This is a genomic window from Streptomyces sp. NPDC015127 (assembly GCF_043080095.1).
Lineage (GTDB): Bacteria > Actinomycetota > Actinomycetes > Streptomycetales > Streptomycetaceae > Streptomyces.
Map to the genome: position 1 here is coordinate 51982 of NZ_JBIBVE010000013.1, position 24356 is coordinate 76337.

The 24356-nt window shown below is 71.8% G+C and carries 22 protein-coding genes and 7 tRNA genes; 12 read left to right on the top strand and 17 right to left on the bottom strand.

Annotation, left to right across the window (positions count from 1 at the left end; translation table 11 throughout):
* Nucleotides 1-108: 108 nt before the first annotated feature.
* The 3 genes from ACF08N_RS25215 to pgsA are packed head-to-tail and all read right to left on the bottom strand — an operon-like array spanning nt 109 to nt 2851.
* Complete coding sequence (locus ACF08N_RS25215) at nt 109-1272, bottom strand: glycosyltransferase family 4 protein (protein ID WP_392326948.1); 1164 nt, start codon at nt 1270-1272, stop codon at nt 109-111.
* A complete protein-coding gene (locus ACF08N_RS25220; protein ID WP_392326949.1) occupies nt 1269-2171 on the bottom strand; it encodes a phosphatidylinositol mannoside acyltransferase in 903 nt (300 codons plus the stop codon). Before ACF08N_RS25220 ends, ACF08N_RS25215 begins: the two co-directional genes overlap by 4 nt.
* A gap of 2 nt (nt 2172-2173) precedes the next feature.
* On the bottom strand, nt 2174-2851 hold the full coding sequence (gene pgsA / locus ACF08N_RS25225) for a phosphatidylinositol phosphate synthase (protein ID WP_392326950.1): 678 nt from the start codon (nt 2849-2851) through the stop codon (nt 2174-2176).
* A 264-nt stretch (nt 2852-3115) separates the two neighbouring features.
* On the opposite strand from pgsA, the gene ACF08N_RS25230 reads away from it, so the two are divergent.
* Both ACF08N_RS25230 and ACF08N_RS25235 read left to right on the top strand, forming a co-directional pair.
* Nucleotides 3116-5326 carry an elongation factor G-like protein EF-G2 gene (locus ACF08N_RS25230; RefSeq protein WP_392326951.1) on the top strand — a complete coding sequence of 737 codons (2211 nt, stop codon included), beginning with the start codon at nt 3116-3118 and terminating at the stop codon, nt 5324-5326.
* 156 nt (nt 5327-5482) lie between these two features.
* Nucleotides 5483-7150, top strand: coding sequence for a hypothetical protein (locus tag ACF08N_RS25235; protein ID WP_392326952.1), 1668 nt, complete (start codon nt 5483-5485; stop codon nt 7148-7150).
* Nucleotides 7151-7181: 31 nt separating this feature from the next.
* Here ACF08N_RS25235 and ACF08N_RS25240 read toward each other — a convergent pair whose 3' ends face one another.
* The 4 genes from ACF08N_RS25240 to ACF08N_RS25255 all read right to left on the bottom strand — a co-directional run bounded on the left by ACF08N_RS25240 (nt 7182) and on the right by ACF08N_RS25255 (nt 11707).
* Nucleotides 7182-7739, bottom strand: coding sequence for an HIT family protein (locus ACF08N_RS25240; protein ID WP_392326953.1), 558 nt, complete (start codon nt 7737-7739; stop codon nt 7182-7184).
* A 71-nt stretch (nt 7740-7810) separates the two neighbouring features.
* Entirely contained in the window at nt 7811-9787 is a 1977-nt protein-coding gene (thrS, locus tag ACF08N_RS25245; protein ID WP_392326954.1) for a threonine--tRNA ligase, read from the bottom strand.
* Nucleotides 9788-9893: 106 nt separating this feature from the next.
* On the bottom strand, nt 9894-11141 hold the full coding sequence (locus tag ACF08N_RS25250) for a hypothetical protein (RefSeq protein ID WP_392326955.1): 1248 nt from the start codon (nt 11139-11141) through the stop codon (nt 9894-9896).
* Complete coding sequence (locus tag ACF08N_RS25255) at nt 11141-11707, bottom strand: DUF4365 domain-containing protein (RefSeq protein ID WP_392326956.1); 567 nt, start codon at nt 11705-11707, stop codon at nt 11141-11143. Before ACF08N_RS25255 ends, ACF08N_RS25250 begins: the two co-directional genes overlap by 1 nt.
* Nucleotides 11708-11828: 121 nt before the next feature.
* Between ACF08N_RS25255 and ACF08N_RS25260 the strand changes: the two genes are divergently transcribed.
* A complete protein-coding gene (locus ACF08N_RS25260) occupies nt 11829-12554 on the top strand; it encodes a 3'-5' exonuclease (protein ID WP_392326957.1) in 726 nt (241 codons plus the stop codon).
* A gap of 62 nt (nt 12555-12616) precedes the next feature.
* Here the strand turns inward: ACF08N_RS25260 and ACF08N_RS25265 are convergent.
* Nucleotides 12617-12688 (bottom strand) — tRNA-Val (locus ACF08N_RS25265).
* 39 nt (nt 12689-12727) lie between these two features.
* Nucleotides 12728-13174: an SRPBCC family protein gene (locus tag ACF08N_RS25270; protein ID WP_392326958.1), complete on the bottom strand. Its 447-nt coding sequence runs from the start codon at nt 13172-13174 to the stop codon at nt 12728-12730.
* A gap of 103 nt (nt 13175-13277) precedes the next feature.
* Between ACF08N_RS25270 and ACF08N_RS25275 the strand changes: the two genes are divergently transcribed.
* A complete protein-coding gene (locus ACF08N_RS25275; RefSeq protein ID WP_392326959.1) occupies nt 13278-15779 on the top strand; it encodes an SCO7613 C-terminal domain-containing membrane protein in 2502 nt (833 codons plus the stop codon).
* Between the two features lie 48 nt (nt 15780-15827).
* Here ACF08N_RS25275 and ACF08N_RS25280 read toward each other — a convergent pair.
* Both ACF08N_RS25280 and ACF08N_RS25285 read right to left on the bottom strand, forming a co-directional pair.
* Nucleotides 15828-15899: transfer RNA gene (locus ACF08N_RS25280), tRNA-Val, on the bottom strand.
* 54 nt (nt 15900-15953) lie between these two features.
* Nucleotides 15954-16439: a TIGR02611 family protein gene (locus tag ACF08N_RS25285; RefSeq protein ID WP_392326960.1), complete on the bottom strand. Its 486-nt coding sequence runs from the start codon at nt 16437-16439 to the stop codon at nt 15954-15956.
* Between the two features lie 190 nt (nt 16440-16629).
* Here ACF08N_RS25285 and ACF08N_RS25290 point away from each other — a divergent pair, with 190 nt between their 5' ends.
* Nucleotides 16630-17043, top strand: a complete 414-nt coding sequence (locus ACF08N_RS25290; protein WP_003959770.1) for an SsgA family sporulation/cell division regulator — start codon at nt 16630-16632, stop codon at nt 17041-17043.
* A gap of 191 nt (nt 17044-17234) precedes the next feature.
* On the top strand, nt 17235-17792 hold the full coding sequence (locus ACF08N_RS25295) for a CGNR zinc finger domain-containing protein (RefSeq protein WP_392326961.1): 558 nt from the start codon (nt 17235-17237) through the stop codon (nt 17790-17792).
* Between the two features lie 18 nt (nt 17793-17810).
* On the opposite strand, the gene ACF08N_RS25300 is transcribed toward ACF08N_RS25295, so the two are convergent.
* A complete protein-coding gene (locus tag ACF08N_RS25300) occupies nt 17811-17978 on the bottom strand; it encodes a hypothetical protein (RefSeq protein ID WP_392327168.1) in 168 nt (55 codons plus the stop codon).
* Between the two features lie 117 nt (nt 17979-18095).
* The gene (locus ACF08N_RS25305) at nt 18096-18518 is read right to left on the bottom strand and encodes a hypothetical protein (RefSeq protein WP_392326962.1); all 423 of its coding nucleotides are present in this window, start codon (nt 18516-18518) and stop codon (nt 18096-18098) included.
* Nucleotides 18519-18683: 165 nt separating this feature from the next.
* On the opposite strand from ACF08N_RS25305, the gene ACF08N_RS25310 reads away from it, so the two are divergent.
* Nucleotides 18684-19208, top strand: a complete 525-nt coding sequence (locus ACF08N_RS25310; RefSeq protein WP_392326963.1) for a DsbA family protein — start codon at nt 18684-18686, stop codon at nt 19206-19208.
* Nucleotides 19209-19215: 7 nt separating this feature from the next.
* On the opposite strand, the gene ACF08N_RS25315 is transcribed toward ACF08N_RS25310, so the two are convergent.
* Genes ACF08N_RS25315 through ACF08N_RS25325 form a run of 3 tightly spaced genes read right to left on the bottom strand, consistent with a single transcriptional unit; the run spans nt 19216 to nt 22000 of the window.
* Nucleotides 19216-20055 (bottom strand): GNAT family N-acetyltransferase, encoded by an 840-nt coding sequence (locus tag ACF08N_RS25315; RefSeq protein WP_392326964.1) that lies wholly within the window; start codon nt 20053-20055, stop codon nt 19216-19218.
* 59 nt (nt 20056-20114) lie between these two features.
* Nucleotides 20115-20945 carry an aminotransferase class IV gene (locus tag ACF08N_RS25320; RefSeq protein ID WP_392326965.1) on the bottom strand — a complete coding sequence of 277 codons (831 nt, stop codon included), beginning with the start codon at nt 20943-20945 and terminating at the stop codon, nt 20115-20117.
* Nucleotides 20942-22000, bottom strand: coding sequence for a chorismate-binding protein (locus ACF08N_RS25325; RefSeq protein ID WP_392326966.1), 1059 nt, complete (start codon nt 21998-22000; stop codon nt 20942-20944). The genes ACF08N_RS25320 and ACF08N_RS25325 overlap by 4 nt, the downstream gene beginning before the upstream one ends.
* Before the next feature lie 179 nt (nt 22001-22179).
* On the opposite strand from ACF08N_RS25325, the gene ACF08N_RS25330 reads away from it, so the two are divergent.
* From ACF08N_RS25330 to ACF08N_RS25350, 5 genes are all read left to right on the top strand, one after another.
* A tRNA-Gly gene (locus tag ACF08N_RS25330) sits at nt 22180-22252 on the top strand.
* Between the two features lie 36 nt (nt 22253-22288).
* Nucleotides 22289-22362: transfer RNA gene (locus ACF08N_RS25335), tRNA-Cys, on the top strand.
* Between the two features lies 1 nt (nt 22363).
* Nucleotides 22364-22435 (top strand) — tRNA-Val (locus tag ACF08N_RS25340).
* Nucleotides 22436-22454: 19 nt separating this feature from the next.
* Nucleotides 22455-22526, top strand: a tRNA-Val gene (locus ACF08N_RS25345).
* A 60-nt stretch (nt 22527-22586) separates the two neighbouring features.
* A tRNA-Val gene (locus ACF08N_RS25350) sits at nt 22587-22661 on the top strand.
* Between the two features lie 153 nt (nt 22662-22814).
* On the opposite strand, the gene ACF08N_RS25355 is transcribed toward ACF08N_RS25350, so the two are convergent.
* Nucleotides 22815-24176, bottom strand: coding sequence for an OFA family MFS transporter (locus ACF08N_RS25355; RefSeq protein ID WP_392326967.1), 1362 nt, complete (start codon nt 24174-24176; stop codon nt 22815-22817).
* Nucleotides 24177-24356: the final 180 nt, after the last annotated feature.

The following is a 24356-nucleotide window of genomic DNA, read 5'->3' on the forward strand; positions in this document are numbered from 1 at the left end:
TGGCCGGGTCCGCGTGCTCAACGCCCCATGGGGAGGCGGCTTCTCCGGCTGGCCCCGGCCCCCGGCACCACCCACGGACAGGGGGCCTGAACCCGGGGCCGCAGCGTCTCAGTCGCGGGTCAGGAGGCCCAGGCGCGCCCGCAGGCCCGGCCGGTCGTCCGTGGCCACCGACGCCGCGCCGTCCGTCACCGTCTCGTAGACCGCCAGGATGTCCGCGCCCACCGTCGACCAGTCGAACCGCCGCACATGCGCGCTGCCCCGCTCGCGCAGCTCCCGCCGCCGGTCCGGATCGCCGAGCAGGCGGATCGCCGCCGCCGCCAGCGCGTCCGCGTCCTCGTTGGCGAACAGCTCGCCCGCCGCGCCCTTGTCCAGTACCTGCGCGAACGCGTCCAGGTCGGACGCCAGTACCGGCGCGCCCGCCGACATCGCCTCGACCAGGATGATGCCGAAGCTCTCGCCGCCCGTGTTGGGCGCCACGTACACGTCGACGCTGCGCAGCAGCCTCGCCTTGTCCTCGTCGCTGACCATCCCGAGGAACTCGACCCGCGAACGCATCTCGGCCGGCAGGGTCGCGACCGCCTCCTCCTCGTCGCCGCGGCCGGCGACCAGCAGCCGCGCCTCCGGACAGGCGTCGAAGATCGCCGGAAGCGCCTTCATCAGCACCGGCAGGCCCTTGCGGGGCTCGTCGATCCGGCCGATGAAGCCGATCGTGCCGTTCTGCCACTCCGCCTTCGGCTCGGCCGTCTCGAAGAAGCCGACGTCGACGCCGTTCGGGATGACGACCGCGTCGCCGCCGAGGTGCTCGACGAGCGTGCGGCGGGCGTACTCGCTGACGGCGATCCGCGCGCTGATCTTCTCCAGCGCGGGCTGGAGGATCGGGTAGGCCGCGATCATGGCCCTCGACCGCGGGTTGGACGTGTGGAAGGTGGCGACGATCGGACCCTGCGCGGCCCAGCAGGAGAGCAGCCCCAGAGACGGCGACGTCGGCTCGTGGATGTGGATGACGTCGAAGGTGCCGTCGTGGAGCCAGCGCCGCACGCGGGCCGCGGACAGGAAGCCGAAGTTGAGCCGGGCGACCGACCCGTTGTACGGGACGGGCACGGCGCGGCCCGCGGAGACTACGTACGGCGGCAGGGGCGTGTCGTCGTCCGCGGGGGCGAGGACGGAGACGTCGTGCCCGAGCCGGATCAGGTGCTCGGCCAGGTCCCTGATGTGGAACTGCACCCCGCCGGGCACGTCCCAGGAGTACGGGCAGACGATGCCGATCCTCACGACCTGTCCTCCCGGGGTTCGAGGTCCGAGAGCCACAGTCGCTGCAGCATGTGCCAGTCCTCCGGGTGCTCGGCGATGCCCTCGGCGTAGACGTCGGCGAGGGCCTGCGTCATGGAGGACGTCTTCTCGGCGCGCGTGCCTGACGCCGGGACCTCGACCGGCGGGTGGACACGGCCCTTCATGACGGGCGTCTCGTCGTACCAGAGCGTCACCGGGAGCAGCAGGGCACCGGTCTGCTGGGCCAGCAGCGCGGGACCGGCGGGCATGCGGGCGGTCTCGCCGAAGAAGGTCACCTCGACGCCGGAGGCGGAGAGGTCGCGGTCCGCGACCAGGCAGACGAGGCCGCCGTCCCGCAGCCGCCGGGCCAGCGTGCCGAAGGTGGACCCGCCCGTGTGCGGCAGGACCTCCATGCCGAGGCTTTCCCGGTAGGCGACGAACCGGTCGTAGAGGGACTCCGGCTTGAGGCGTTCGGCGACCGTGGTGAAGGGGATGCCGAGCGCCCGGGTGACCCAGATCCCGGCAAGGTCCCAGTTGGCGAGGTGCGGCAGGGCGAGTACGACTCCCCGGCCGGACGCAAGGCCATCGGTCAGGTAATGCATGTCCTTGCCGTCGAAGCTGTGCTGCGCGCGCTCCTGGCTCCAGCTCGGCAGTCGGAACGACTCCATCCAGTAGCGCATGTACGACCGCATGCCCGCCTTGGAGAGCTCGGCCAGGCGCTCGGGGCCCGCGTCGGGCACCACCCGTGCGAGATTGGACTCGAGCCGCAGCACGCCCTTGCCGCGCCGCTTCCAGGCGGCGTCGGCGATGGTGCGGCCGAGTCCGGCGGCCACCGGCTCGGGCAGTTTCTTCACCGCGCCCCAGCCCAGTCCGTACAGGGCGTCGGTCAACCGGTCGCGCATCACTATGCCCCGGCCCCTTCCTGCTCGGCCCCGCCGGGCCGGGCCGCCGCGTCCTCCGCCTCGGCGGACTCCCGGCGTACGGTGACGACCCGCTGCCCCAGCGTCACCAGGCTGCCCACGGCGACGATCCACAGGGCGATCGGCAGCAGGATGTCGATGCCGGGTACCCCGAAACCGTGGAGACCGGCGAGGCCGGCGGCGACCAGGGAGATGACGAGCCGCTCCGCGCGCTCGACGAGTCCGTTGACGGCGACGGGCAGGCCGATCGATTCCCCCCGGGCCTTGGTGTACGACACGACCTGGCCGCTCGCGAGGCAGAAGATGGCGACCGCGCAGAGCATGTTGTTGTCGCCCGCGCCGGCGTACCAGAGGGCGAAACCACCGAAGATCGCGCCGTCGGCGACCCGGTCGAGGGTCGAGTCGAGGAACGCGCCCCAGCGGCTTGAGATCCCCGCCTGCCGGGCCATGTTGCCGTCGACGAGGTCGGAGAAGACGAACAGCGTGATGACGATGGTGCCCCAGAAGAATTCGCCCCTGGGGAAGAAGACCAGCGCTCCCGCCATGACTCCGGCCGTGCCGATGAGCGTGACGGCGTCGGGGCTCACCCCGCGGCGGAGCAGAAACGCGGCGAACGGTGTGAGAACACGCGTGAAGAATGCACGCGCGTACTTGTTCAGCATGGCCTTCCCGAGGGTCGGTGGGCCGCATGGCCCCAACGGCCACCGGCTGGCCCATCGTAGCCACGCCCGTGACGGCCCACGGCCGGGACCCGGACAGGTGCTGCGGCGTCCGACGTATGGACGCACCATGACAGCAGTGGAAAGCTCGAAAGACCACCGCGGGCATCGCCGGAGCTGCCCCGGACGACGATTCGGGACACCGTCCCGGCTTCCCGCGCCCGCGGAAACCCCTCCTCGCCGCGCAATCGATCGGGAGGCAAGATCATGGGCGACAAGTCGCACGCACACCCCGGAGCCGCCGGCAGAGCAGTAACGGCCGACCACCCCGCATCCGTACGGAATGTGGTGCTGGTCGGCCACAGCGGGTCGGGCAAGACGACGCTGGTCGAGGCACTGGCGCTGACCGCGGGGGCGGTCAACCGGGCCGGCCGGGTCGAGGACGGCGCCACGGTCTCCGACTACGACGAGATCGAGCACCGCCAGCAGCGTTCCGTACAGCTGTCCCTCGTCCCCCTCGAATGGGACGGTTACAAGATCAATCTTCTCGACACTCCCGGATACGCCGACTTCGTCGGGGAGCTGAGGGCCGGTCTGCGGGCAGCGGACGCGGCCCTCTTCGTCGTCTCGGCCGCGCAGGAGGCGGATGCCGTGGCGGGCGCGACCCGCGCGGTGTGGGAGGAGTGCGCGGCGGTCGGCATGCCGCGCGCCATCGTCGTGACGCATCTGGACACCGCGCGCACCGGCTTCGAGGAGCTCACCGCCGTCTGCGGACGGATCTTCGGCGGCGACGACCCCGATGCCGTCCTGCCGCTCTACCTGCCGCAGTACGGCCCCCAGCAGGCGGACGGTCACGCACCGGTCACCGGCCTCGTCGGCCTGCTGACACAGAAGATCTTCGACTACTCGGCGGGCGAACGGAAGGAGTCCCCGCCCGACCCCTCCCAGACCCCGCTGATCGAGGAGGCCCGCAACCGGCTCATCGAGGGCATCATCGCGGAGAGCGAGGACGAGACCCTGATGGACCGCTATCTCAGCGGTGAGGAGATCGACCTCAAGACCCTCGTCGACGACCTGGAGAAGGCCGTCGCGCGCGGCACCTTCCATCCGGTCCTCGCCGCCGCTCCCGCGGCCGACGGCGCCCGGCAGGGCCTCGGCACTGTCGAGCTGCTGGACCTGATCACCCGCGGCTTCCCGACCCCGCTGGAGTCGACTCCGCCCGACGTCTCGACCCCCGACGGCTCCCCGCGCCCCGCGATCAGCTGTGATCCGGGGGGACCGCTGGTCGCCGAGGTGGTCAAGACGGCCTCGGACCCGTACGTCGGCCGGGTCTCCCTGGTCCGCGTCTTCTCCGGGACCCTGCGGCCCGACGAGACCGTGCACGTGTCCGGTCACGGCCTCGCCGACCGGGGGCACGAGGACCATGACGTCGACGAACGCATCGGCGCCCTGTCCGCGCCCTTCGGCAAACAGCAGCGCCCGCTCCCCCACGCCATCGCCGGGGACCTGGCCTGCGTCGCGAAGCTGTCCCGCGCCGAGACCGGCGACACCCTCTCCGCCAAGGACGACCCGCTGCTGATGGCGCCCTGGACGATGCCCGATCCGCTGCTGCCGCTCGCCATCCAGGCGCACAGCAAGGCGGACGAGGACAAGCTGTCGCAGGGCCTGACCCGCCTCGCCGCCGAGGATCCGACGATGCGGCTGGAACAGAACCAGGACACCCACCAGGTGGTGCTGTGGTGCATGGGCGAGGCGCATGCGGACGTCGCCCTCGAACGGCTCCGCAACCGCTACGGCGTCCAGGTCGACGTCGTGCCCCACAAGGTCCAGCTGCGCGAGACGTTCGCCGCCGGCTCCGCCGGACGCGGCCGCCACGTGAAGCAGTCCGGCGGCCACGGGCAGTACGCGATCTGCGAGATCGACGTCGATCCCCTGCCGCCCGGCTCCGGCGTCGAGTTCGTCGACAAGGTCGTCGGCGGAGCGGTGCCGCGCCAGTTCATCCCGTCCGTGGAGAAGGGCGTACGCGCCCAGGCCGCGCGCGGTGTCGCGGCGGGCTATCCGCTCGTCGACGTACGGGTCACCCTGCGGGACGGCAAGGCCCACTCGGTGGACTCCTCCGACGCCGCCTTCCAGACCGCGGGCGCCCTCGCACTGCGCGAGGCCGCGGCCGGGGCACGGATCAACCTGCTGGAGCCGGTGGCCGAACTGCAGGTGCTCGTACCGGACGAGTACGTGGGTCCGGTGATGAGCGACCTGTCCGGCCGGCGCGGCCGGGTCATCGGCACCGAACAGGCAGGCGGCGGGCGCACGCTGGTGCGGGCGGAGGTACCGGAGATCGAGATCGGGCGCTACGCGGTCGACCTGCGGTCCATCTCGCACGGCACGGGCCGCTTCGCGCGGACCTACGCACGGCACGAGCCGATGCCGCAGCAGGTCGCCGACCGCATGCGCGAGGAGGCGACGGCGAAGGCCTCCTGAGCAGGTGGCCGTCCGCCGGCGCACACCGCCGGCGGACGGCCCCTTGCGATGTCCACTGCCGCGACCGCCCGCCCCCCGATACGCTGAGGTGCCCAGCTCACCAGGTGTGCGGGGTGCGGTAGTTGGGAACAGGCCGCAGTGCGGACGCTTGCGGCGATGGGGGCGGTAGTGACAGACGGATTCGATTTCACACCCGGGGCCCAGGTCCCGCTCATGGGGTCGGCCGGGCAGACCGCGGCGACCCATGCGCTCGCCTCGGCGGCGTACCGCGACAGCCCGGTCGCCGACCTCCTCAAGGCGAACAGCGAGTGGCACAAGTCCGAGGTGAAGCCGGGCAAGTTCTCGCTCTTCGAGCCGAACCTCGGTGAGGCGTTCTCCCGCGCGGTGCAGGTGCGGATGCTCGGCGGCGCCCGCAAAGCGCTGATCCAGTCCTTCGGCACGGAGCCCCAGACCGTGGTGGAGCACTGCCTGGCCGCCACCCGCATCCGCAAGGAGCGGGACGCCAAGCTCACCGCCGTCATGGCGCTGTGCGGACTACTCTTCCTGCCCGGACTGCTGCTGTGGATGGGCGTGTTCCAGCTGCGCCGCACCCTCGCCGGCGCCGCCAACAAGCGCGCCGGAGCGCTCGGCACCCTCCTGCTCGTGGGCATCGGCGCCCTGGCCGTGATCCTTCTGCTGCGGCTGCCGTTCGCCGGATTCTGGGGCTACTACATCCGCGGCATGATCGTCGCCCCGGTCGTCGGCTGGATGCTCGCGAAAAGGATCTGCGAGGCCACCGCGAAGGACATGCGCGCACGGTGGGACAGCCTCCTCTCAGGAGGCGGCGGCATCGGCGCCAAGGTCCCCGAGGCCGTCCCGGGCAACCCCGACGAGACGGCCCGTGAGCAGCTGCGCCAGGGCCTGCAGAAGCTGACCGCCGAGCAGCACTCCAACGTCGTCTTCTACGCGGGCCCCAAGGGAATACTGGGCATGGGCACCCGCTGGGGCAGCTGGCAGATGGCCGAGGAGCTCGTCTCGAAGGAGCCGGGCAAGGAGATCAACCAGTTCCGCAGCTGGGACGTCATAAGGGCCATCCACGACAAGCTCAAGCTGCTGGAGCGCGGCCCTCTGAACTCCGGCGGCTTCCCGACCCCGTCCGTCCGCCACTGGATCGTCTCCCCGGTCGGCGAGAACGCCGCGGCGGTCGCCCGGCCCGAGGGCCAGGACGTGGAGACCTTCCAGATCAAGGGCCACGAGATACAGCGCATCTGCAACCACCAGCAGTTCGGCGGCGGCAACCGGCACTACCTGGGTGTGCAGTTCACGCTGTGGGACGGCCAGTTGGTCATCACCATGATGATCACGGTCACCGTGCTCCACGAGACCCTGCGCGTGGAGGTCACCGGGCACGCGCTCGGCCCGGTGCACTCCTTGTTCACCACCAAGCCCGAGCCCAAGACGGTCACCGTCAGCAAGACGGTCAAGTTCTGGGAGACGGTCGACCGTGTGCTGCCGCTGGTGGAGGCGCCCGAGGTCGTACGCCTCTCGGTGCGCGCCCCCTTCACCTGGTTCCCGCCGCTGCTCGACTTCCTCGGCGGCAAGCTGGTGCTGCCGGAGCCGTTCGGCCTGCGCCACGCCTGGGCGGAGAAGCCCTGGCGGCACCGGTTCATGGCGGACGACGCGATGCGCGCGGCGACTCCGGTGCTGCGCGTGGCGCACGCCGCCGCGATGAAGGTCCTGGCCGACAACGGCGTCAGCACCGACCGGTTCGACAACCGCTCCATGGTCGTCAGCGGGTTCGTCCAGGACCCGACTCCGCGGAACGCGGACCTCTACGACGCGTGAGGCCCCTGAGGCTCCTGGGACTCCGGGAGCCTCAGAGGGGCCAGGAGGCCGCGAGCATCGTGCGGGTGTCGGCGAGGAGCTGCGGAAGCACCTTGGTCGATCCGATGACGGGCATGAAATTGGTGTCACCGCCCCACCGGGGCACGATGTGCTGGTGCAGATGGGCGGCGATACCGGCACCGGCGGCGCTGCCCTGGTTGAGGCCGATGTTGAAGCCGTGGGCGCCGGAGGCGGCCCGCAGGGCGGTCATGGCCTGCTTGGTCAGCCGCGCGAGCTCGACGGTCTCGGCGTCGTCCAGCTCGGTGTAGTCGGCGACGTGGCGGTAGGGGACGACCATGAGGTGGCCGCCGTTGTACGGGTAGAGGTTGAGCACGGCGTAGACCTTCTCGCCGCGGGCGATGATCAGGCCGTCCTCGTCGGACTTCGACGGGATCGCGCAGAACGGGCAGCCGTCGTCGGCCCCCGGGCCGGTCGGCTTGTTCTCGCCCTGGATGTACGCCATGCGGTGAGGCGTCCACAGGCGCTGGAACGAGTCAGGCGTCCCGACTCCGATCTGCTGCTCCGGCTCAGTCGTCATGCGTGCCAGCATATTCGCCGCTGACGGCGGCATGCGGCGAGGGGCGGCCCCTTCCGGGACCGCCCCTCGGGTGCCTTCGCGGGTCAGACCTGGACCCGTCGTTCCACCACGTCGAGGAGCTTGGCCAGGGCCTCCTCGCGCGGGATGCCGTTCTCCTGGGAGCCGTCGCGGTAGCGGAAGGAGACCGTGCCGGCGTTCATGTCCTCGTCACCGACGATGATCATGAACGGAACCTTCTGCTTCTGCTGGTTGCGGATCTTCTTCTGCATCCGGTCGGAGGACGCGTCGACCTCGACCCGCAGCCCCTTCTTCCTCGCGTCCGCGGCGAACTGCTGCAGGTACTCGACGTGCGCGTCGCCGATCGGGATGCCGACGGCCTGCACGGGGGCCAGCCACGGCGGCATCGCACCCGCGTAGTGCTCCAGCAGCACCGCGAAGAAGCGCTCGATCGAGCCGAACAGGGCACGGTGGATCATGACCGGGCGCTGCTTGGTGCCGTCCGGGCCGGTGTACTCGAGGTCGAAGCGCTCCGGCAGGTTGAAGTCGAGCTGCACGGTCGACATCTGCCAGGTCCGGCCGATCGCGTCCTTGGCCTGGACGGAGATCTTCGGGCCGTAGAAGGCGGCGCCGCCCGGATCCGGGACCAGCGGCAGCCCCTGCTTCTCGGCCACCTGCCGCAGCGTCTCGGTGGCCTCCTCCCAGACCTCGTCGCTGCCGACGAACTTCTCCGGGTCCTTGGTCGACAGCTCCAGGTAGAAGTCGGTCAGACCGTAGTCGCGCAGCAGGTTGAGCACGAAGGTGAGCGTCGAGTCGAGCTCGTCCGCCATCTGCTCCTTGGTGCAGTAGATGTGCGCGTCGTCCTGGGTGAAGCCGCGGGCCCGGGTCAGGCCGTGCACGACGCCGGACTTCTCGTACCGGTACACGGTCCCGAACTCGAAGAGGCGCAGCGGCAGTTCACGGTAGGACCGGCCGCGCGCGTCGAAGATCAGGTTGTGCATCGGGCAGTTCATGGGCTTGAGGTAGTAGTCCACGCCCTCGTCGAGCTGCATGGGCGGGTACATGCCCTCGGCGTACCAGTCGAGGTGGCCCGAGGTCTCGAAGAGCTTCCCCTTGGTGGCGTGCGGGGTGTAGACGAACTCGTAGCCCTCCTCCTCGTGCCGCTTGCGCGAGTAGTCCTCCATGACCCGGCGGATAATGCCGCCCTTGGGGTGGAAGACCGCGAGGCCGGAGCCGATCTGGTCCGGGATGGAGAAGAGGTCCAGCTCGTTGCCCAGCTTGCGGTGGTCGCGCTTCTCGGCCTCGGCGAGGAAGTCGAGGTGCGCCTTCAGCTCGTCCTTGGACGGCCACGCGGTGCCGTAGATGCGCTGGAGCATCGGGTTCTTCTCGCTGCCGCGCCAGTACGCGGCGGCGTTGCGCATCAGCTTGAACGCCGGGATGGTGCGCGTGGTGGGCAGGTGGGGACCGCGGCAGAGGTCCTTCCAGCACAGGTCGCCCGTCTTGGCGTCCAGGTTGTCGTAGATGGTCAGCTCGCCGGCACCCACCTCGACATCCGCGCCGTCGTCGTGCGAGGCGGAGCCCTTGAGGCCGATCAGCTCCAGCTTGTACGGCTCGTCGGCGAGCTCCTCGCGGGCGGCCTCGTCGGTCACCACACGCCGCGAGAAGCGCTGGCCGCGCTTCTGGATCTCCTGCATCTTCTTCTCGATGGCCTTGAGATCCTCGGGGGTGAACGGCTTCTCGACGTCGAAGTCGTAGTAGAAGCCGTCCTTGACCGGCGGGCCGATGCCGAGCTTGGCCTCGGGGAACAGCTCCTGCACGGCCTGGGCCATGACGTGCGCGGTGGAGTGGCGCAGGATGTTCAGGCCGTCCTCGGAGGAGATCTCGACGGGCTCGACCTCCTCGCCGTCCTTGATCTCGTACGCGAGGTCCTTCAGCTCCCCGGCGACGCGGGCGGCGACGACGGTGCGCTCGCCGGCGAAGAGGTCGGCGGCCGTAGTGCCCGTCGTCACCACGCGCTCTTCCCGCTCGGAATCGCGTTGGATGATCACACGGACGTCTGACACCGGTCTCTCCTGACTGAAGGCGGACGCGCGGCCTGGTACAGCACGCGCACCAGGAATCGTACCGAGCCGGAGGGACCACTCGCGAAACGGTTACCGGGGCCCGCCGTCACTCCTCCTCGTCGCCCGGCTCCCCGAAGAAGTCCAGGTTCTCCTGGAGCGACTTCATCAGCCGGTCCCGCTCCGCGTCGTCGACCGGCACCGGGGTCACCCCGGAGGCGTCGGTCAGCCGCCGGAAGCCGCCCCGGCTCTCCAGCCGGCCCGCCACCCGGATCGGCAGCCCGACCAGATGGGCGTGCCCCACCGTGCGGTACGCGTCCTCGTCCAGCGCCACCCGGACATGCGGCACCTCGGCCCCGGCCAGCACCCGCAGCCGTACGGTGCCCGGGCCCCGCGGTCCCGAGCGGCGCATCCGGACGACGGTGCCGGTGATCCGCACGGGCACGGACGGCTCGTCCTGGAGGTAGCGGGCGCCGGCCTCGCGCAGGGCCGGCAGGTCCCCCGCCGAGAACTCCACCGGCTCCATGCGGGCGGCGCACCCCTCGGGCACTCCGGCGGCCGGGGACCAGGCGAGTGCGATGCGGGCCCCCTCCGAGCCGCGTACGAGCGCGACGACAGCCTCGGTCAGCTCGCGGCTGACGCCTGCCTGCACCGCCGCGTCGAACGCTTCCATGCCACCGGCGGCCCGCTGGTAGTCGATCGCCTCGCGGGTCGCCTGGAGCGCGTGGGAGAGCCGCACGGCGACCGTGCGGCCGGTCTGCACGGGCACGAAGGCGGTGAGCGAACGGCCACCGGGCGCGGGGCCGACGAGTACGCCTTCGAGGGATGCGTGCGCCTGCCTGCGGTGGCGGGCGCCGTAGTAACCGGCCCGGCCGCGCACGGCGAGGGCGCCGGCCAGCAGCATCATGCGGGCGGCCGAGCGCAGCTGCTCCTGCGCGGTCCACGAGGCGGTGCCCGACGGCCCCTGCGGTATGTCGCGCCACCAGCGGATCTCGTCGCTGGGGACGGTGAGTCCGACCAGGACGTCACGCGCGGAGGGCGCGGCGCTGCGGGCGAGCGCGGTGAGGGCTTCGCCGAGAAGGTCCTCGCAGTCGGGAAAGGCGCGGCTCTCGGGCACGAGCAGGCTGGTGCCGCCGGCCGCGGGCCCGGGCGGGGTCCAGCGCGCGTAGCGCCCGGCGGCCCCGCCGCGGCGGCGCCAGCCGTGCCGGTCGAGGAGGGCACCGAGGACGGCGGGGTCGATCTGCGCGGGGTCCGGTTCCGCGGGGGCGCCCCAGGGGCCGGGCGGTTCGGCGGGGGGGCGGGGGTGACTGCCGGGCTGCGGGGCTCGGTGGAGGTGCTCGTCGAAGGGCCGGTGCATCAGGGTCTTCCTCCCGCCCCGACGCGCGCCATGATCTCGCAGAGCGCGCGGTCGTCGAAGATCCGCGTGGTGGGGATCCGCACGGTGGTCCGGCGCCTGCCCGTCACCGGGTGGCCGGCCAGATTGGTCCAGTAGCAGCAGTGCCTGAGGTCGAGCCGGTCGTGACTGGCGCGCAGCCATTCGTCCTGGGTGCGGGGGACGAGCATGACGACAAGGATCTTGTGCACCGAGACCGGTGTGCGGGCGAGCTTCACCAGATGGTCGTTGTCGAGGGTGAAGGAGAACGCGGGTCCCGGTGGGTGGGGCGGGATCTGGTAGGTGCATTTGAGCTGGACCTTGATGGTCACCTCGTCGTCGACCGTGTGCCGGGCCGAGCTGTGGCTGACGTGCCAGTCGATGCCGTTGTCCGGGAACGGCTGGGACAGCGAGCAGCCGGCGGCGGCGGCGACCGCGTGCAGATAGCCCACCTGGAGCGTCTCCATGCAGGCGGTGGTGGCGAGCGCTCCGCGCAGCGGAACGGTCCGCTGGGGCAGCAGCCCTCCCGATTCGGGCTGGGCGAGCGCCATGGCAATTTCCTTCCCCGTCACCTGTGTTGTCACCGCGCGGCGTACGGCGCAAACAGCCCGGGTATCACCGAATCGGGCAGGTCCCTTCGCCATCTGCCAAGCACGTGCGAGGAGTTCGGGGATGACGCACTGGTTCGACGGCCCGCTGGCCGCATTTGACACGGAGACAACCGGAGTGGACGTCGAGGCGGACCGGATCGTGTCGGCCGCGGTCGTCGTCCAGGACACGCCCGGCGGACGGCCGCGCATCACACGGTGGTTGGTGAATCCGGGGATTCCGGTGCCGCCCGCCGCCACCGAGGTGCACGGCCTGACGGACGATCACCTCCAGCGGAACGGCCGCTGGCCGGCGCCGGTGATGGAGGAGATAGCGAGGTCGCTTGCCGAGCAGTGCGCGGCCTCCCGTCCGCTGGTGGTGATGAACGCACCGTTCGATCTCACCCTGCTGGACCGGGAGTTGCGCCGTCACCGGGCCTCGTCGCTGGCGCGCTACCTGGAGAACGTACCGCTGTGCGTGCTGGATCCGCGGGTGCTGGACAAGCACCTCGACCGCTACCGCAAGGGCCGGCGGACACTCACCGATCTGTGCGCGCAGTACGACGTGGCGCTGGACGGGGCGCATGACGCCGCCGCCGACGCGCTGGCGGCGATGGAGGTCGTACGGGCGGTGGGGCGGCGTTACGCGTCACGTCTCGAGCGGTTGTCCGCGGCGGAGCTGCACACGTTGCAGGCCGTGTGGCATGCGGCGCAGGCGCGGGGACTCCAGGCGTGGTTCGCGCGCAGCGGCGTCCCGGAGCCGGTCGATCCGGCGTGGCCGCTGCGCCCGGAACTGCCCGCGGCAGCGTGACGGCTCGGCGCGGCACGAACGCGTGAGGCCGGTCCGTCTGCTGACGGACCGGCCTCTCCCGGTGGGCGATACTGGGTTCGAACCAGTGACCTCTTCGGTGTGAACGAAGCGCTCTCCCACTGAGCTAATCGCCCGGGAACGCACTGAACCATACAGGGCGTCGCGCCCTTGGTTCAAACCGCTTCCAGGTAGGCGGCCAGTCCGCGCCGCCCACCGCGCATCATCAGCGCGTGGTTGGCCCTGAAGACCGGGCGGCACGGCACCGCCAGCCGTCTCATCAGCGGCTTGCGTACCTCCACGTCCTGCTCGAACAGGGCCCGTGTGCCGCCGCGGTGCGCCGTCACGGTCCAGCGGGACCAGCCGGCGAGGTCCCCGTCCAGCGCGATCTCCAGCACACCGGTCCCGGGATCGTGGCGGCGCGCGTGCGCGGTGACGCGCAGGTCGTACGGGAGGAAGGAGCGGAAGAGCGCGGTGCCGGTCTCCTCACCGGTGGCGTCGACCGCGCGCACCTGCGGCCACCACCGCGGGTACTCCTCGGCCCGCTCCAGCACCCGGTAGACGGCCTCGGGGGCGGCGGGCAGGTCCCAGACGCTGCGGAAGCGGTAGCGGCACCAGTCCATGGCCCCAGTCTGCTCCCGTGCCGCCCGGACATGTGCGTACTCAGCGCGGATCTGAGTATCCGCGCCCATGGCAAGGCGTGTGGTGCGCACCACACTTCCGGCCATGGAGAACGTTCCGACGCCCGCCGAGGAGCTGGCGATCCTCGACAGCGAGCTGCGCCGACTGGATGCCCGCAGGGCCCAGTTGCTGGCCCGGCGCGCCTGGCTGCTTGCCGCACTGCGGCCGCCCGCAAGCACGTCCGCGACGCCGCCCTTCCCGCCGCAGGGTGCCTGGCCGGCGGGTCCGAAGCCGCACGCCGAGGCGTCGCCGCCGAGCGTGCAGAACGTGTTGCTGACGCTCGGGGGCATCCTGCTGGCCGTCGCGGCGATCGCCTTCACGCTGGTCAGCTGGGGCCACCTCGGCATCGGCGGGCGCAGCGCGGTCCTCGGCGCGGTCACGCTGGCGGCTCTGGGCACACCGGTGGTCCTGCTGCGCCGCGGTCTCGTCTCGACGGCCGAGTCGGTGGGCGTTCTGGGTCTGGTGCTGATGGTGCTGGACGCGTACGCGGTGCACCGCGTGGCCCTGGCGGACACCGACGGACTGGCGTACGCGGCCGGGGTGTCGGCCGTGCTGGCCGGGCTCTGGTGCGCGTACGGCCTGGCCCTGCCGCGGCTGCGCACCCCGCTGCCGACGGCGGTGCTCACGGCGCAGTTGCCGCTGCCGCTGTGGGCGCTGGCCGGCGATGCGGCCGCGCCCCCGATGGAGTGGGCGCTGCTGCTGACCGCGGTGCTTGACGTGGCGGTGGCGCTGTGGACACGACCGGCGGCAGTCCGCGGCTTCGCCTGGGTGACCGCCTCGGTCACGGGCGGCCTGGCGATGCTGACCGGTCTGTGGCTGTCACTGGCCGCCGGTTCGCCGGAGGGTGCGGCCGGTCCGGCGGCGCTGCTGCTCGCGGCGTCGGCGGTGGCGCTGTTCGCGGCGTGGCGCTCGCCGGCCGCCGCGGTGGGCGCGTCGGTGGTCGCGGGTCTGGCGGCGGTCGCGGCGGTCGGCGGTGTGATCCGTACGGCGGTCCCGCAGGGGTGGGCGGTGCTCGGGTACCTGCTGTGCGCGACGGCGCTTCTCGCGGTCGTCCGCACGCCTCTCCCGGGCCGCGTGCGGCAGGGGCTGGCCTGGGCGGCGGGCGCGACGCAGGCGGCGGCCGCGGTGACGACCCTCCCGGCGGTGCTGGTGTCCCTCGCGGGCCCCGCCACGCAGCTGTCGGACATCTGGTCGGGGGCCCCGGCGGGGACACGGGAGGCGCTGGACCTGAACGTCCCGCTGTCCGTCCTCCCGGCGACTCCGCTGGTGCTCGCGGTCCTCGCGGCGACGGCGGCGCTGGTGACGCGCGGTCTTCCGGCCGGTCCGGGCGACGGCACGCAGGCCGCCCCGGACCATGACGAAACCGGTGCCCCTCCGGCGGCCGCCGCCCCCGGCAGCTCGCTGCGCACCTGGGCCCGTCCCGCGGCAGCCTGCGGTTCCCTGGTCCTGGCCTGGGCGGCGCTGCTGGTCCTGCCGGTAGCCCTCGACTCGCCGTACCACCTCGCGGTCGGCTGGCAGCTGATCCTCGCCGTGTCGCCGGCGGTGTTCGGCACCGTGCGGACCGCGCGGGGCGGCCGGCGGTACGCCCCGCTCGCCCGCACCGCCCTGATATGCGGTCTGGCCGCCTCGGCGAGCGTCGCTCTGCTCTCGCTGGCGACGCGTCCGACGACGTTCGTGGTGCTGGGCGTGCTGCCGACGGTGCTTGTGGCGGCGGCGTTCCGGGCGCGCGGCGCGGCGCAGCAGGTGGTCGCCTGCGCGGCGACCGTATTCGCCGCCTGCCTCACCGCTGCCGTCGCGGCCGCCGCCGAACTGCCGCCGCACCACGCGGCCCTCGCGCTGCTGCTCGTCCCCGCCACGGCAGCCCTGGCGGGCGCGCGCCTGGGCCGCCACCCGGTGGCCCTGCCGGTGGAGGCGACCGCGGCCTGCACCGGTCCCGTCGCGGTCCTGCTCGCCACCGGGCACCTGCCCACGCTGGCCCTGGTACTGGCCCTGTGCGGTGTGATCGCCGCGGGCACGGCGGTGCGCGCGGAGCGCCGCCCGGCCGCCGGGTACCTCGCCGCGGTGCTGTTCGTGCTCGCCACCTGGGTACGGCTCTTCGCCTCCGACGTCGCCTCGCCCGAGGCGTACACGCTGCCCGTCACGGTCCCGGCGCTCGTGATCGGCGCGCTGCGCCGCCGGCGGGACCCACAGGCGTCGTCGTGGACGGCGTACGGTCCCGGCCTCGCGGCGACCCTCGCGCCGAGCCTGTTCGCGGCCTGGGGCGACGAGCACTGGCTGCGGCCGCTGCTGCTGGGCGTCGCGGCGCTGGCGGTGACGCTCGCGGGAGCGCGGCTGCGGCTCCAGGCCCTGCTCGTGCTGGGCGGCACGGTGCTGGCGCTGGACGCCCTCCACGAACTGACTCCGTACGTGGTCCAGGTCGTCGGTGCGCTCCCCCGCTGGCTGCCCCCGGCGGTGGCAGGTCTGCTGCTGCTCGCGGTGGGCGCCACCTACGAGCAGCGCCTGAGGGACGCCCGCAGGCTCAGGGAGAGCCTCGGCCGGATGCGCTGAACGCCGAAGGCCCCGGAGACTGAATGTCTCCGGGGCCTTCGGTCCGGGTGGGCGATACTGGGTTCGAACCAGTGACCTCTTCGGTGTGAACGAAGCGCTCTCCCACTGAGCTAATCGCCCGGGCGCACCGCAAACATTACCCCATGTCAGCGGGTGCGCTGGACCGCTTCTGGATCACTCGTCGATGTTCCAGGGCATCGCGAGCCCGAACTTCCAGAGGTAGATGCCGACGAGCACGGCGATGATCACCAGGCCGACCGTGGTGAGGATGATGTTCCGCCGCCGGACCTTGGGGTCGAGTGCGCGCTGGGCGGCTTCGGTGACCTTGCGCTTGGTCCAGCGCAGCACCAGCTGGGCCCAGACGAACTCGGTCGCCCAGATAGCCATACCGCCGAAGATCACGACCCAGCCCGGTCCCGGCAGCACGAGCATCGCCACGCCCGCGCCGACGACCGCGAGGCCGACGATGAAGACGCCGACCTGCCAGCTGATGTGCAGCGTCCTGGACCGCTTGATGAAGTGCGGCGCCCGCGAGCCGAGCTCCCGCTCCTCCTCCGCCTCCTGGCCCGGCTGCGCCGCGCCCGCCGTCACGTCCCCCGTCGCGGAGCCGGAGGCCGCCGCCGCGACCGCCTCGTCCCGCTCGTCACTCTGCGCATTCATGACGCCCAACTTACCCGATCGAACGCCGTCACCGGATTGGCCGTATAACACAAAGTAATGCACGGCCGTACGAGCGACGCGAGGGATCACAAAACGGTCAGAGGGGTTTACAACGGCACCGTAGGTGGCATGTCGATTTCGCCGACGTGCGAATCCCCGAGCGCACACTGAGCGAAAGGCCCTGGCGCTTATGAACACCACGGTCAGCTGCGAGCTGCACCTGCGCCTCGTTGTATCGAGCGAGTCATCACTGCCTGTACCCGCGGGCCTGCGGTATGACACGGCCGATCCTTACGCCGTGCACGCCACCTTCCACACCGGAGCCGAAGAGACGGTCGAGTGGGTCTTCGCCCGCGACCTTCTCGCAGAGGGGCTCCACCGCCCCACCGGGACGGGCGACGTACGGGTCTGGCCGTCGCGCAGCCACGGTCAGGGCGTCGTCTGCATCGCCCTGAGTTCCCCGGAGGGCGAAGCCCTGCTCGAGGCCCCGGCGCGGGCCCTGGAGTCGTTCCTCAAGCGGACGGACGCCGCGGTGCCACCGGGCACCGAGCACCGGCATTTCGACCTCGACACCGAGCTCTCGCACATCCTGGCCGAAAGCTGAGCCAGGCGAAAAGCCGCCCGGCGCCGTCCGTCTCGGGGAGACGGCGCCGCGCGGAAAACCCCTGGAGCCGGCACCGGCGCCGTCGTCACGGAATCCATCGTGGCGACGGCGCCGCTGCGCTCCCGGCACGAACCGCTAGAGTCGGCGCAATTCGGCGGGCACCGGCCCGCTTGCCGGCCAGGGAGCGAATCGTGCTGATCCCCCACGACACCCGTATCGCCCTCGACACCGTCGTCGATCTGGTGAACACCGCACCGGAGGGCGACCAGGAGGACGGACTCGCGGACGTCGCGGCGCTCGACGAGTTCGTCCGGAGCCACCACGTCAGCGACGTGGGCCGGCTGGGGCCCAGGGACCTCAAGGCGATGCAGGACGTGCGGGACCGGTTCGCGGAGATCTTCGCGGCACCGGACAGCCGTACCTCGGCGGAACTGATCAACCAGCTGGTGGCTGCGGCCGGCACGACCCCGCAGCTCACCGATCACGACGGCTACGACTGGCACGTGCACTACTTCGCGCCGGGCGCCTCGGTGGCGGACCATCTCGCGGCCGACTGCGGGATGGCGCTGGCGTTCATCGTGGTCGCGGGCGAGCAGGAGCGGCTGCGGCGCTGCGAGGCGCCGGACTGCGGGCGCGCCTTCGTCGACCTCTCGCGCAACCGCTCACGGCGCTACTGCGACAGCCGCACCTGCGGGAACCGGCTGCATGTCGCGGCCTACCGGGCCCGCCGCAAGGAAGCCGCCGGCTGACGGGGGCGGGCGGCGGTCTCACAGCAGGAACAGATCGTGCACCGCGCCCATCAGCAACAGCACGCCGATCACCCCGAGGAAGATCATCAGGGGCGGCTGGGAGAGCGCGAACAGACAGCCGCGCGGCTCTGGGGTCGGTGCGGGGGCCTGGCCCCGTGAGGTATCGAGCATCTCGGGGCCGATCATGACGCAGCGCGCCCCGGGGTGATCGACCAACACACCCCCAGGGCGGGGTAGTTCATCACATCCCGTGGAGCCGCGCGGCCGGATCCGGCGGTTTCACTCCCGGCGGCGAGACACCCCCTAGATGCCGTGCTTCTTCAGGATCGCCTCGATGTCGCTGAAGTCGTCGGCCGCGGTCGCCTTCGGCTGCGGCCGCTGGGCGCTGCCGACAGCGGGCGCGGACGCGCCGGACTCGGCCGCTGAGCGCTGTGCCGCGGCGGCCGCCTTGCGCTCCCGGCGGGTGCCCGAGGAGCGCCGTTCGACGGCGCGGGTGGTCATGAACAGCAGCCAGGCGACGCCGAGCAGGCCGAAGCCGAGCCAGGCCGACGGGCTGAAGGCCGTGTCCACGACCCACTGCACGGCTCCGGTCAGCACCAGGCCGACGGGGACCAGGGAGTACGCGGCGATACGGGTCGCGGCGAGGAAACGCCTGCGGTACGCCGTGATCGCGGCGATGCCCAGGCCCGCCGCGGACACCGCGGAACAAATGGTCTCGGCAAGCATCCGGTCCTCCAGGCATCGGCGGCACGAGGTGTTACGTCCCTTCCATCCTGCACCGTCCCCCTGACCCCGGGCCATGCCCGGCGGCGACCTCAGGGGGATCTCCGGGGCGGTCTCCTCCTGTGGTCCCGGTTGGGTGCGCCGGGGCCCGGCTGGAAGACTGGCCCCATGAGCGACTCCACCACCGCCCGTCCCGTCGTCCTCGACGTCTGGTGCGAGCTCCAGTGCCCTGACTGCCACGCCGCCCTGGAGGACCTGCGGGCCCTGCGCGCGCGGTTCGGCGACCGGCTGGAACTGCGGCTGCGCCACTTCCCCCTCGACAAGCACCGCCACGCCTTCACCGCCGCGCAGGCCGCGGAGGAGGCGGCCGAGCAGGGCAAGGGCTGGCCCTATGTGGAGGCCGTGCTGGCGCGCACCGAGGACCTGGCGGCGAAGGGCGAGCCCGTGCTGCTGGAGGTGGCGCGCGAACTGGGCCTGGACGCCGAGGAGTTCGACACCGCCCTGATCGACGGCCGGCACATCCTGATCGTCGACGCGGACCAGGCCGAGGGCAAGGCGATCGGGGTGACGGGCACGCCGACGTATGTCATCGGGGGCGAGCGCCTCGACGGCGGGAAGAGCCAGGAGGGGCTGCGCGCCCGGATCGAGGAGATCGCCGAGCGGCTGCTCGCCGAGCGGACGGACACTCCGTAGCCCGTGGCTAGAGGAGCTGCTTGACGAAGGTGTGGTGGGTGGTCCGGTAGCCGAGCGATGTGTAGAGGCTCAGCGCCGTGGTGTTGCCGGCGAAGACGTGCAGACCGATCAGCGTGTCACCGGCGGCGTGGGCGATGCGTTCGGCGAGCAGCATCAGGGCGCGGCCGTACCCCCTGCCGCGGTGCCCCTCGGCCACCTCGACGTCGAAGACGTACGCACCCTGCTCCCCCGGGCGCACCTCGCGCTGCGCGACCCACACGTGTCCCACCGTCGTGTCCCCGGCGACCAGGCACCACAACGCGGCGCCGGGCGTCGCGAGGCCCTCGGGCAGGAGGATGCGATGGAGGGTCCGGGAGCGGGTGAGGGCCTCGTCGCGCGGCACGCCCCTGCTGATCCAGTCCTCGGCGAAGTGCGCGATCGCCCCGGAGAGCCACGCGTCGAACTCGGCCTCGCGCATGGGCCGCCCCTCGACCGGACCGGGCAGCGCGGGCGGGCTGTCCGGCAGCTCCTTGAGCATGGTGCGGCCGCGCTCGGTGTAGCCGAGTGCGGTGGCGAGGCGCAGCGCGGCGGTGGCGTCGGCCGGGACGGAGGTGCGGACCTCGGTGCAGCCCCAGCCGCGCAGCACCTCCTCGGCGGCGAGCGCGGCGACCGTGCCGCGGCCGCGCCGGCGGTCCGCTTCGTCGATGGTCAGGGAGCGTACGTAGCCGACCGAGGGGCCGGCTCCGGGGTCCGTCGCCAGCAGGACGGAACCGACGGGCCGGCCGTTCACACAGACGTCGTACGCCCGCGAGGCGGCGCCGGACCCGTCGCGCTGAATCGGCCCGGTGGGCCGCAGGGTTGTGGTCATCGGGGACTTTCTACCTGCCCCGCGGCCGTCCGACACCAAGTTTTCCGACGGGCCTGCTCCTACAGGGACTTGGGGTCCGGGTCGGCCGCCGCGCGCTCCTCGAAGACGCGCATGGCCTTCGTCGTCACGGGGCCCGGGCCCCGGCCGATCTCCCGGCCGTCGATGCGGACGACGGCCTGCACGTCGCGCAGGGTGGAGGTGAGGAAGGCCTCCTCGGCCCGGTCGAGCACGTCGAGCGGGAGGTCGGTCTCCTTGGCCCCCGTCCACTCCACGGTCAGGGCGCGTGTGATGCCCGCGAGGCAGCCGGAGGAGACGGGCGGGGTGTGCAGTTCGCCGTCGAGGACGACGAAGACGTTGGAGCCGGTGCCCTCGCACAGCTGACCGACCGTGTTGGCGAACAGCGCCTCGGAGGCGCCCTGCTGGTGCGCCCTCGCCAGCGCGACGACGTTCTCGGCGTACGACGTGGTCTTCAGTCCCGTCAGGGCGCCGCGCTCGTTGCGCGTCCACGGGACGGTGATCACGGCGGTGGTGTCGGGCCTGCGGCTGGTCTCGCCGAGGGCGACGACCAGGGTGGGGCCGGCGTCGCCGCGGTCGGAGCCGAGCGGTGAGAGCCCGCCGGTGTAGGTGATGCGCAGGCGTCCGAGCGGCATCGGGTTGGCGTCGAGCACGGCGGCGCAGGCGCGGCGCACCTCGTCGTGGTCGGGCTCGGGCAGGCCGAGGCCCCGGGCCGAGCGCGTGAGCCGTTCCAGATGGCGGGTGAGGGCGAAGGGCTGCCCGTGGACGGCCTTCACGGTCTCGAAGATGCCGTCGCCCACGGTCATGCCGTGGTCGAGGACCGACACCCGGGCGTCCTCGGCGTCCTTGAGCTCGCCGTTGACCCAGAGCTTCATCCAGCTGTCCTTCCGCTTGCCTCGTACGCACCCGACGCTACCGCGAGCAGCCGGGACGCCTTCAGTTCGGTCTCGGCCCACTCGCGGTCGGGGTCGGAGCCCCAGGTGATCCCGGCGCCGGTGCCGAAGCACAGCGCGGGACCGCCCGGTGCCCGGCGGTCGATCCAGAACGTGCGTATGCCGACGGCGAGCTCGCCGGTGCCGCGGTCGGCGTCGACCCAGCCGATGCCTCCGCAGTACGGGCCGCGGGGCGACGTCTCCAGCGCCTCGATGATCTTCAGCGCGCTGGATTTGGGGGCGCCGGTGACCGAGCCGGGCGGGAAGGTGGCCGCCAGCAGCTCGCTCCAGCCCGCCGCCGCGGCGAGCTCGCCGCGCACGGTGGAGACGAGGTGGACCAGCCCGGGGTGCGGCTCGATGGCGCACAGTGCGGGGACGCTCACACTGCCGGTGGCGCAGACGCGGCCGAGATCGTTGCGGACGAGGTCCACGATCATCACGTTCTCCGCGTGGTCCTTCTCCAGCAGGTCCTCGGCGGTCCGGCCGGTGCCCTTGATCGGTCCCGACTCGACGGTGCGGCCGGCACGGCGCAGATAGAGCTCGGGCGACGCGGTGGCGATCTCCACCCCGTGCGCGGGGAGCCGGATCGTTCCTGCATACGGCGCGGGGTTGCCGCGGGCCAGCAGGGCGGTGAGCTCGTCGACATCGGCGGCGTCCGGGGCGGGCAGCGGCGCGGACATCACCCGGCACAGGTTCGCCTGGTACACGTCGCCGGCCGCGATGTGCTCGCGGATGCGCCGTACGCCCGCGGTGTAGGTGGCGCGGTCCAGGGACGAGGTCCAGTCCTCGGCGGCCGGGCCCCGCCACCGTCCGGGCACGGGCTCGGGCACCGGCTCGCGGCGGACATCGCCGAAGCGGGCGCAGGTCAGCCGCCCCTCGAAGTCGGCGGCGACGGCCCAGAAGCCGGAGGAGTCCAGCGCCGCGGGGTCGCTGGTGACGTCCCTGAGGTCGGTGGCGACGAGAGGGCCGAAGCGGGCCAGAGGAGCGAGGTCGTGCACGCCTGTGAGTGTATGACCGGCGGGGATCGAGCGGGGACGAGCGGGCCGGTCCGCCCCCGATGAGCTGCCGCGACGCGCACACACCTCAGCACGCTGCACAAACGCGTTTTTGTACTGGCCCAGGAATCCGCTAGAGTTCAACACGTCGCCGGGACGCGCAAGCGGAACGGAAACGACAGGCGGACGTGGCTCAGTTGGTAGAGCATCACCTTGCCAAGGTGAGGGTCGCGAGTTCGAATCTCGTCGTCCGCTCGAGAATGGGGGATCTTCCCGACCCCCCGCACTCCGGGTGGAGTGGCCGAGAGGCGAGGCAACGGCCTGCAAAGCCGTCTACACGGGTTCAAATCCCGTCTCCACCTCCATGGACGATTAGCTCAGCGGGAGAGCGCTTCCCTGACACGGAAGAGGTCACTGGTTCAATCCGAGTATCGTCCACTGATCCGCAAGGATCCCCGCGCGATTAGCTCAGCGGGAGAGCGCTTCCCTGACACGGAAGAGGTCACTGGTTCAATCCCAGTATCGCGCACGCAGAAGGCCGCGGCCGTGTGCCGCGGTTTGCAGTGTCTCGCAGCAGTGCGGGTGACCTGCGCGATTAGCTCAGCGGGAGAGCGCTTCCCTGACACGGAAGAGGTCACTGGTTCAATCCCAGTATCGCGCACCAGCCGAAGCCCCCGGCCGTCTCGACGGCCGGGGGCTTCGTCGTGCGCCCTGTGGTCGTCAGCCGGTGAAGAGCTGGGTGGCCTTGCGGATGAGTTCGTAGAGGCCGTACCCGAACGGCACGGCCACCCACAGCCAGGCCGCGGCCGCGAGTGCCCTACGACGGCTGCTGTTCACGGGCGTTCTCCTTCGCCGGATGCGGTGCGGGCTCGTGGAAGCGGGGGTGCACAGGCCGTACGAGTTCGTTGGCGACGAAGCCCACGGCCAGCAGTCCGATCATGATGCCGAGCGAGGCGGTGTAGAGGCCGGGCCCGGTGCGGCCGGCCGACTCCTGGGCGTCCGCCACCCAGTTGACGATGAGCGGGCCGAGGACACCCGCCGTCGACCAGGCCGTCAGCAGCCGGCCGTGGATCGCCCCGACCTCGTAGGTGCCGAACAGGTCCTTGAGATAGGCCGGGACGGTGGCGAAGCCGCCGCCGTAGAACGACAGGATCACCAGCGCGCAGACGACGAACAGCGGTGTGGAGTCATTGCCCAGCAGGACGATCGCGAGATACATCAGGGCACCGACGCCGAGGTAGACGCGGTAGACGTTCTTCCGGCCGATCAGGTCCGACGTGGAGGACCACAGGATCCGGCCGGTCATGTTCGCGAGCGACAGCAGGGCGACGAACCCGGCCGCCGCGGGGGCCGACACGGCCGCTCCCGTGTCCGCGAAGAAGTCCCTGATCATCGGGGCGGCCTTCTCCAGGATGCCGATCCCGGCGGTGACGTTCATGCACAGCACCACCCACAGGCACCAGAACTGCGGCGTGCGCAGGGCGTTCCGGGCGGACACCTGGGCGTTGGTCACCAGGGCCCGGGGCTGGGCGGGCGGCGGGTGGCCGGCGGGCTGCCCGCTCTCGGGAGGCACGCGGATCAGCAGGACACCGAGCGACATGAAAACGGCGTAGACGATTCCGTGCGCGAGGAAGGCGGTGGCGAGGCCGGACCGGTCGGTGCCGAACGACTCCAGCATCTGCGTGGACCACGGCGAGGCGATCAGCGCGCCGCCGCCGAAGCCCATGATGGCGATGCCGGTCGCCATGCCGGGCCGGTCCGGAAACCACTTGATCAGGGTGGAGACCGGCGAGATGTAGCCGATGCCCAGTCCGATGCCGCCGATGAAGCCGTAGCCGACGACGACCAGCCAGTAGTGGCCCGACGCGGCGCCGAGGGCGGAGACCAGGAAACCGGACGAGAAGCAGACCAGGGAGACCGCCATGGCCCAGCGGGGGCCGTTGCGTTCGACGAGGGTGCCGCCGAAGGCGGCGGAGAGGCCGAGCATCACGATGGCGAGCTGGAACGGCAGGGCGCTGGCCGTGCCGGAGAGGCCCATCGAGGACTCGAGCGCGGGTTTGAAGACGCTCCAGGCGTAGGCCTGGCCGATGGAGAGATGGATGGAGAGCGCGGCGGGCGGGACGAGCCAGCGGCTCCAGCCCGGCGGTGCGACGGTACGGGACCTGTCGAGGAAGGTCATGGGCCGCAGCGTAGGGACCGGTCATGGGCATGCCTAGGCGGCGGACGATATTCGGTCGACCGTATGCAATGGCCCTGGTCCGTCCGGCCGCGGGCCCGGGTCATGGCGTGCCGGGCCCGCGGGCGGGCTGGTGTCAGCCGTTCCGGAGGGGTCGTACGGAGAGGGTCGTGCGGAGGGGCT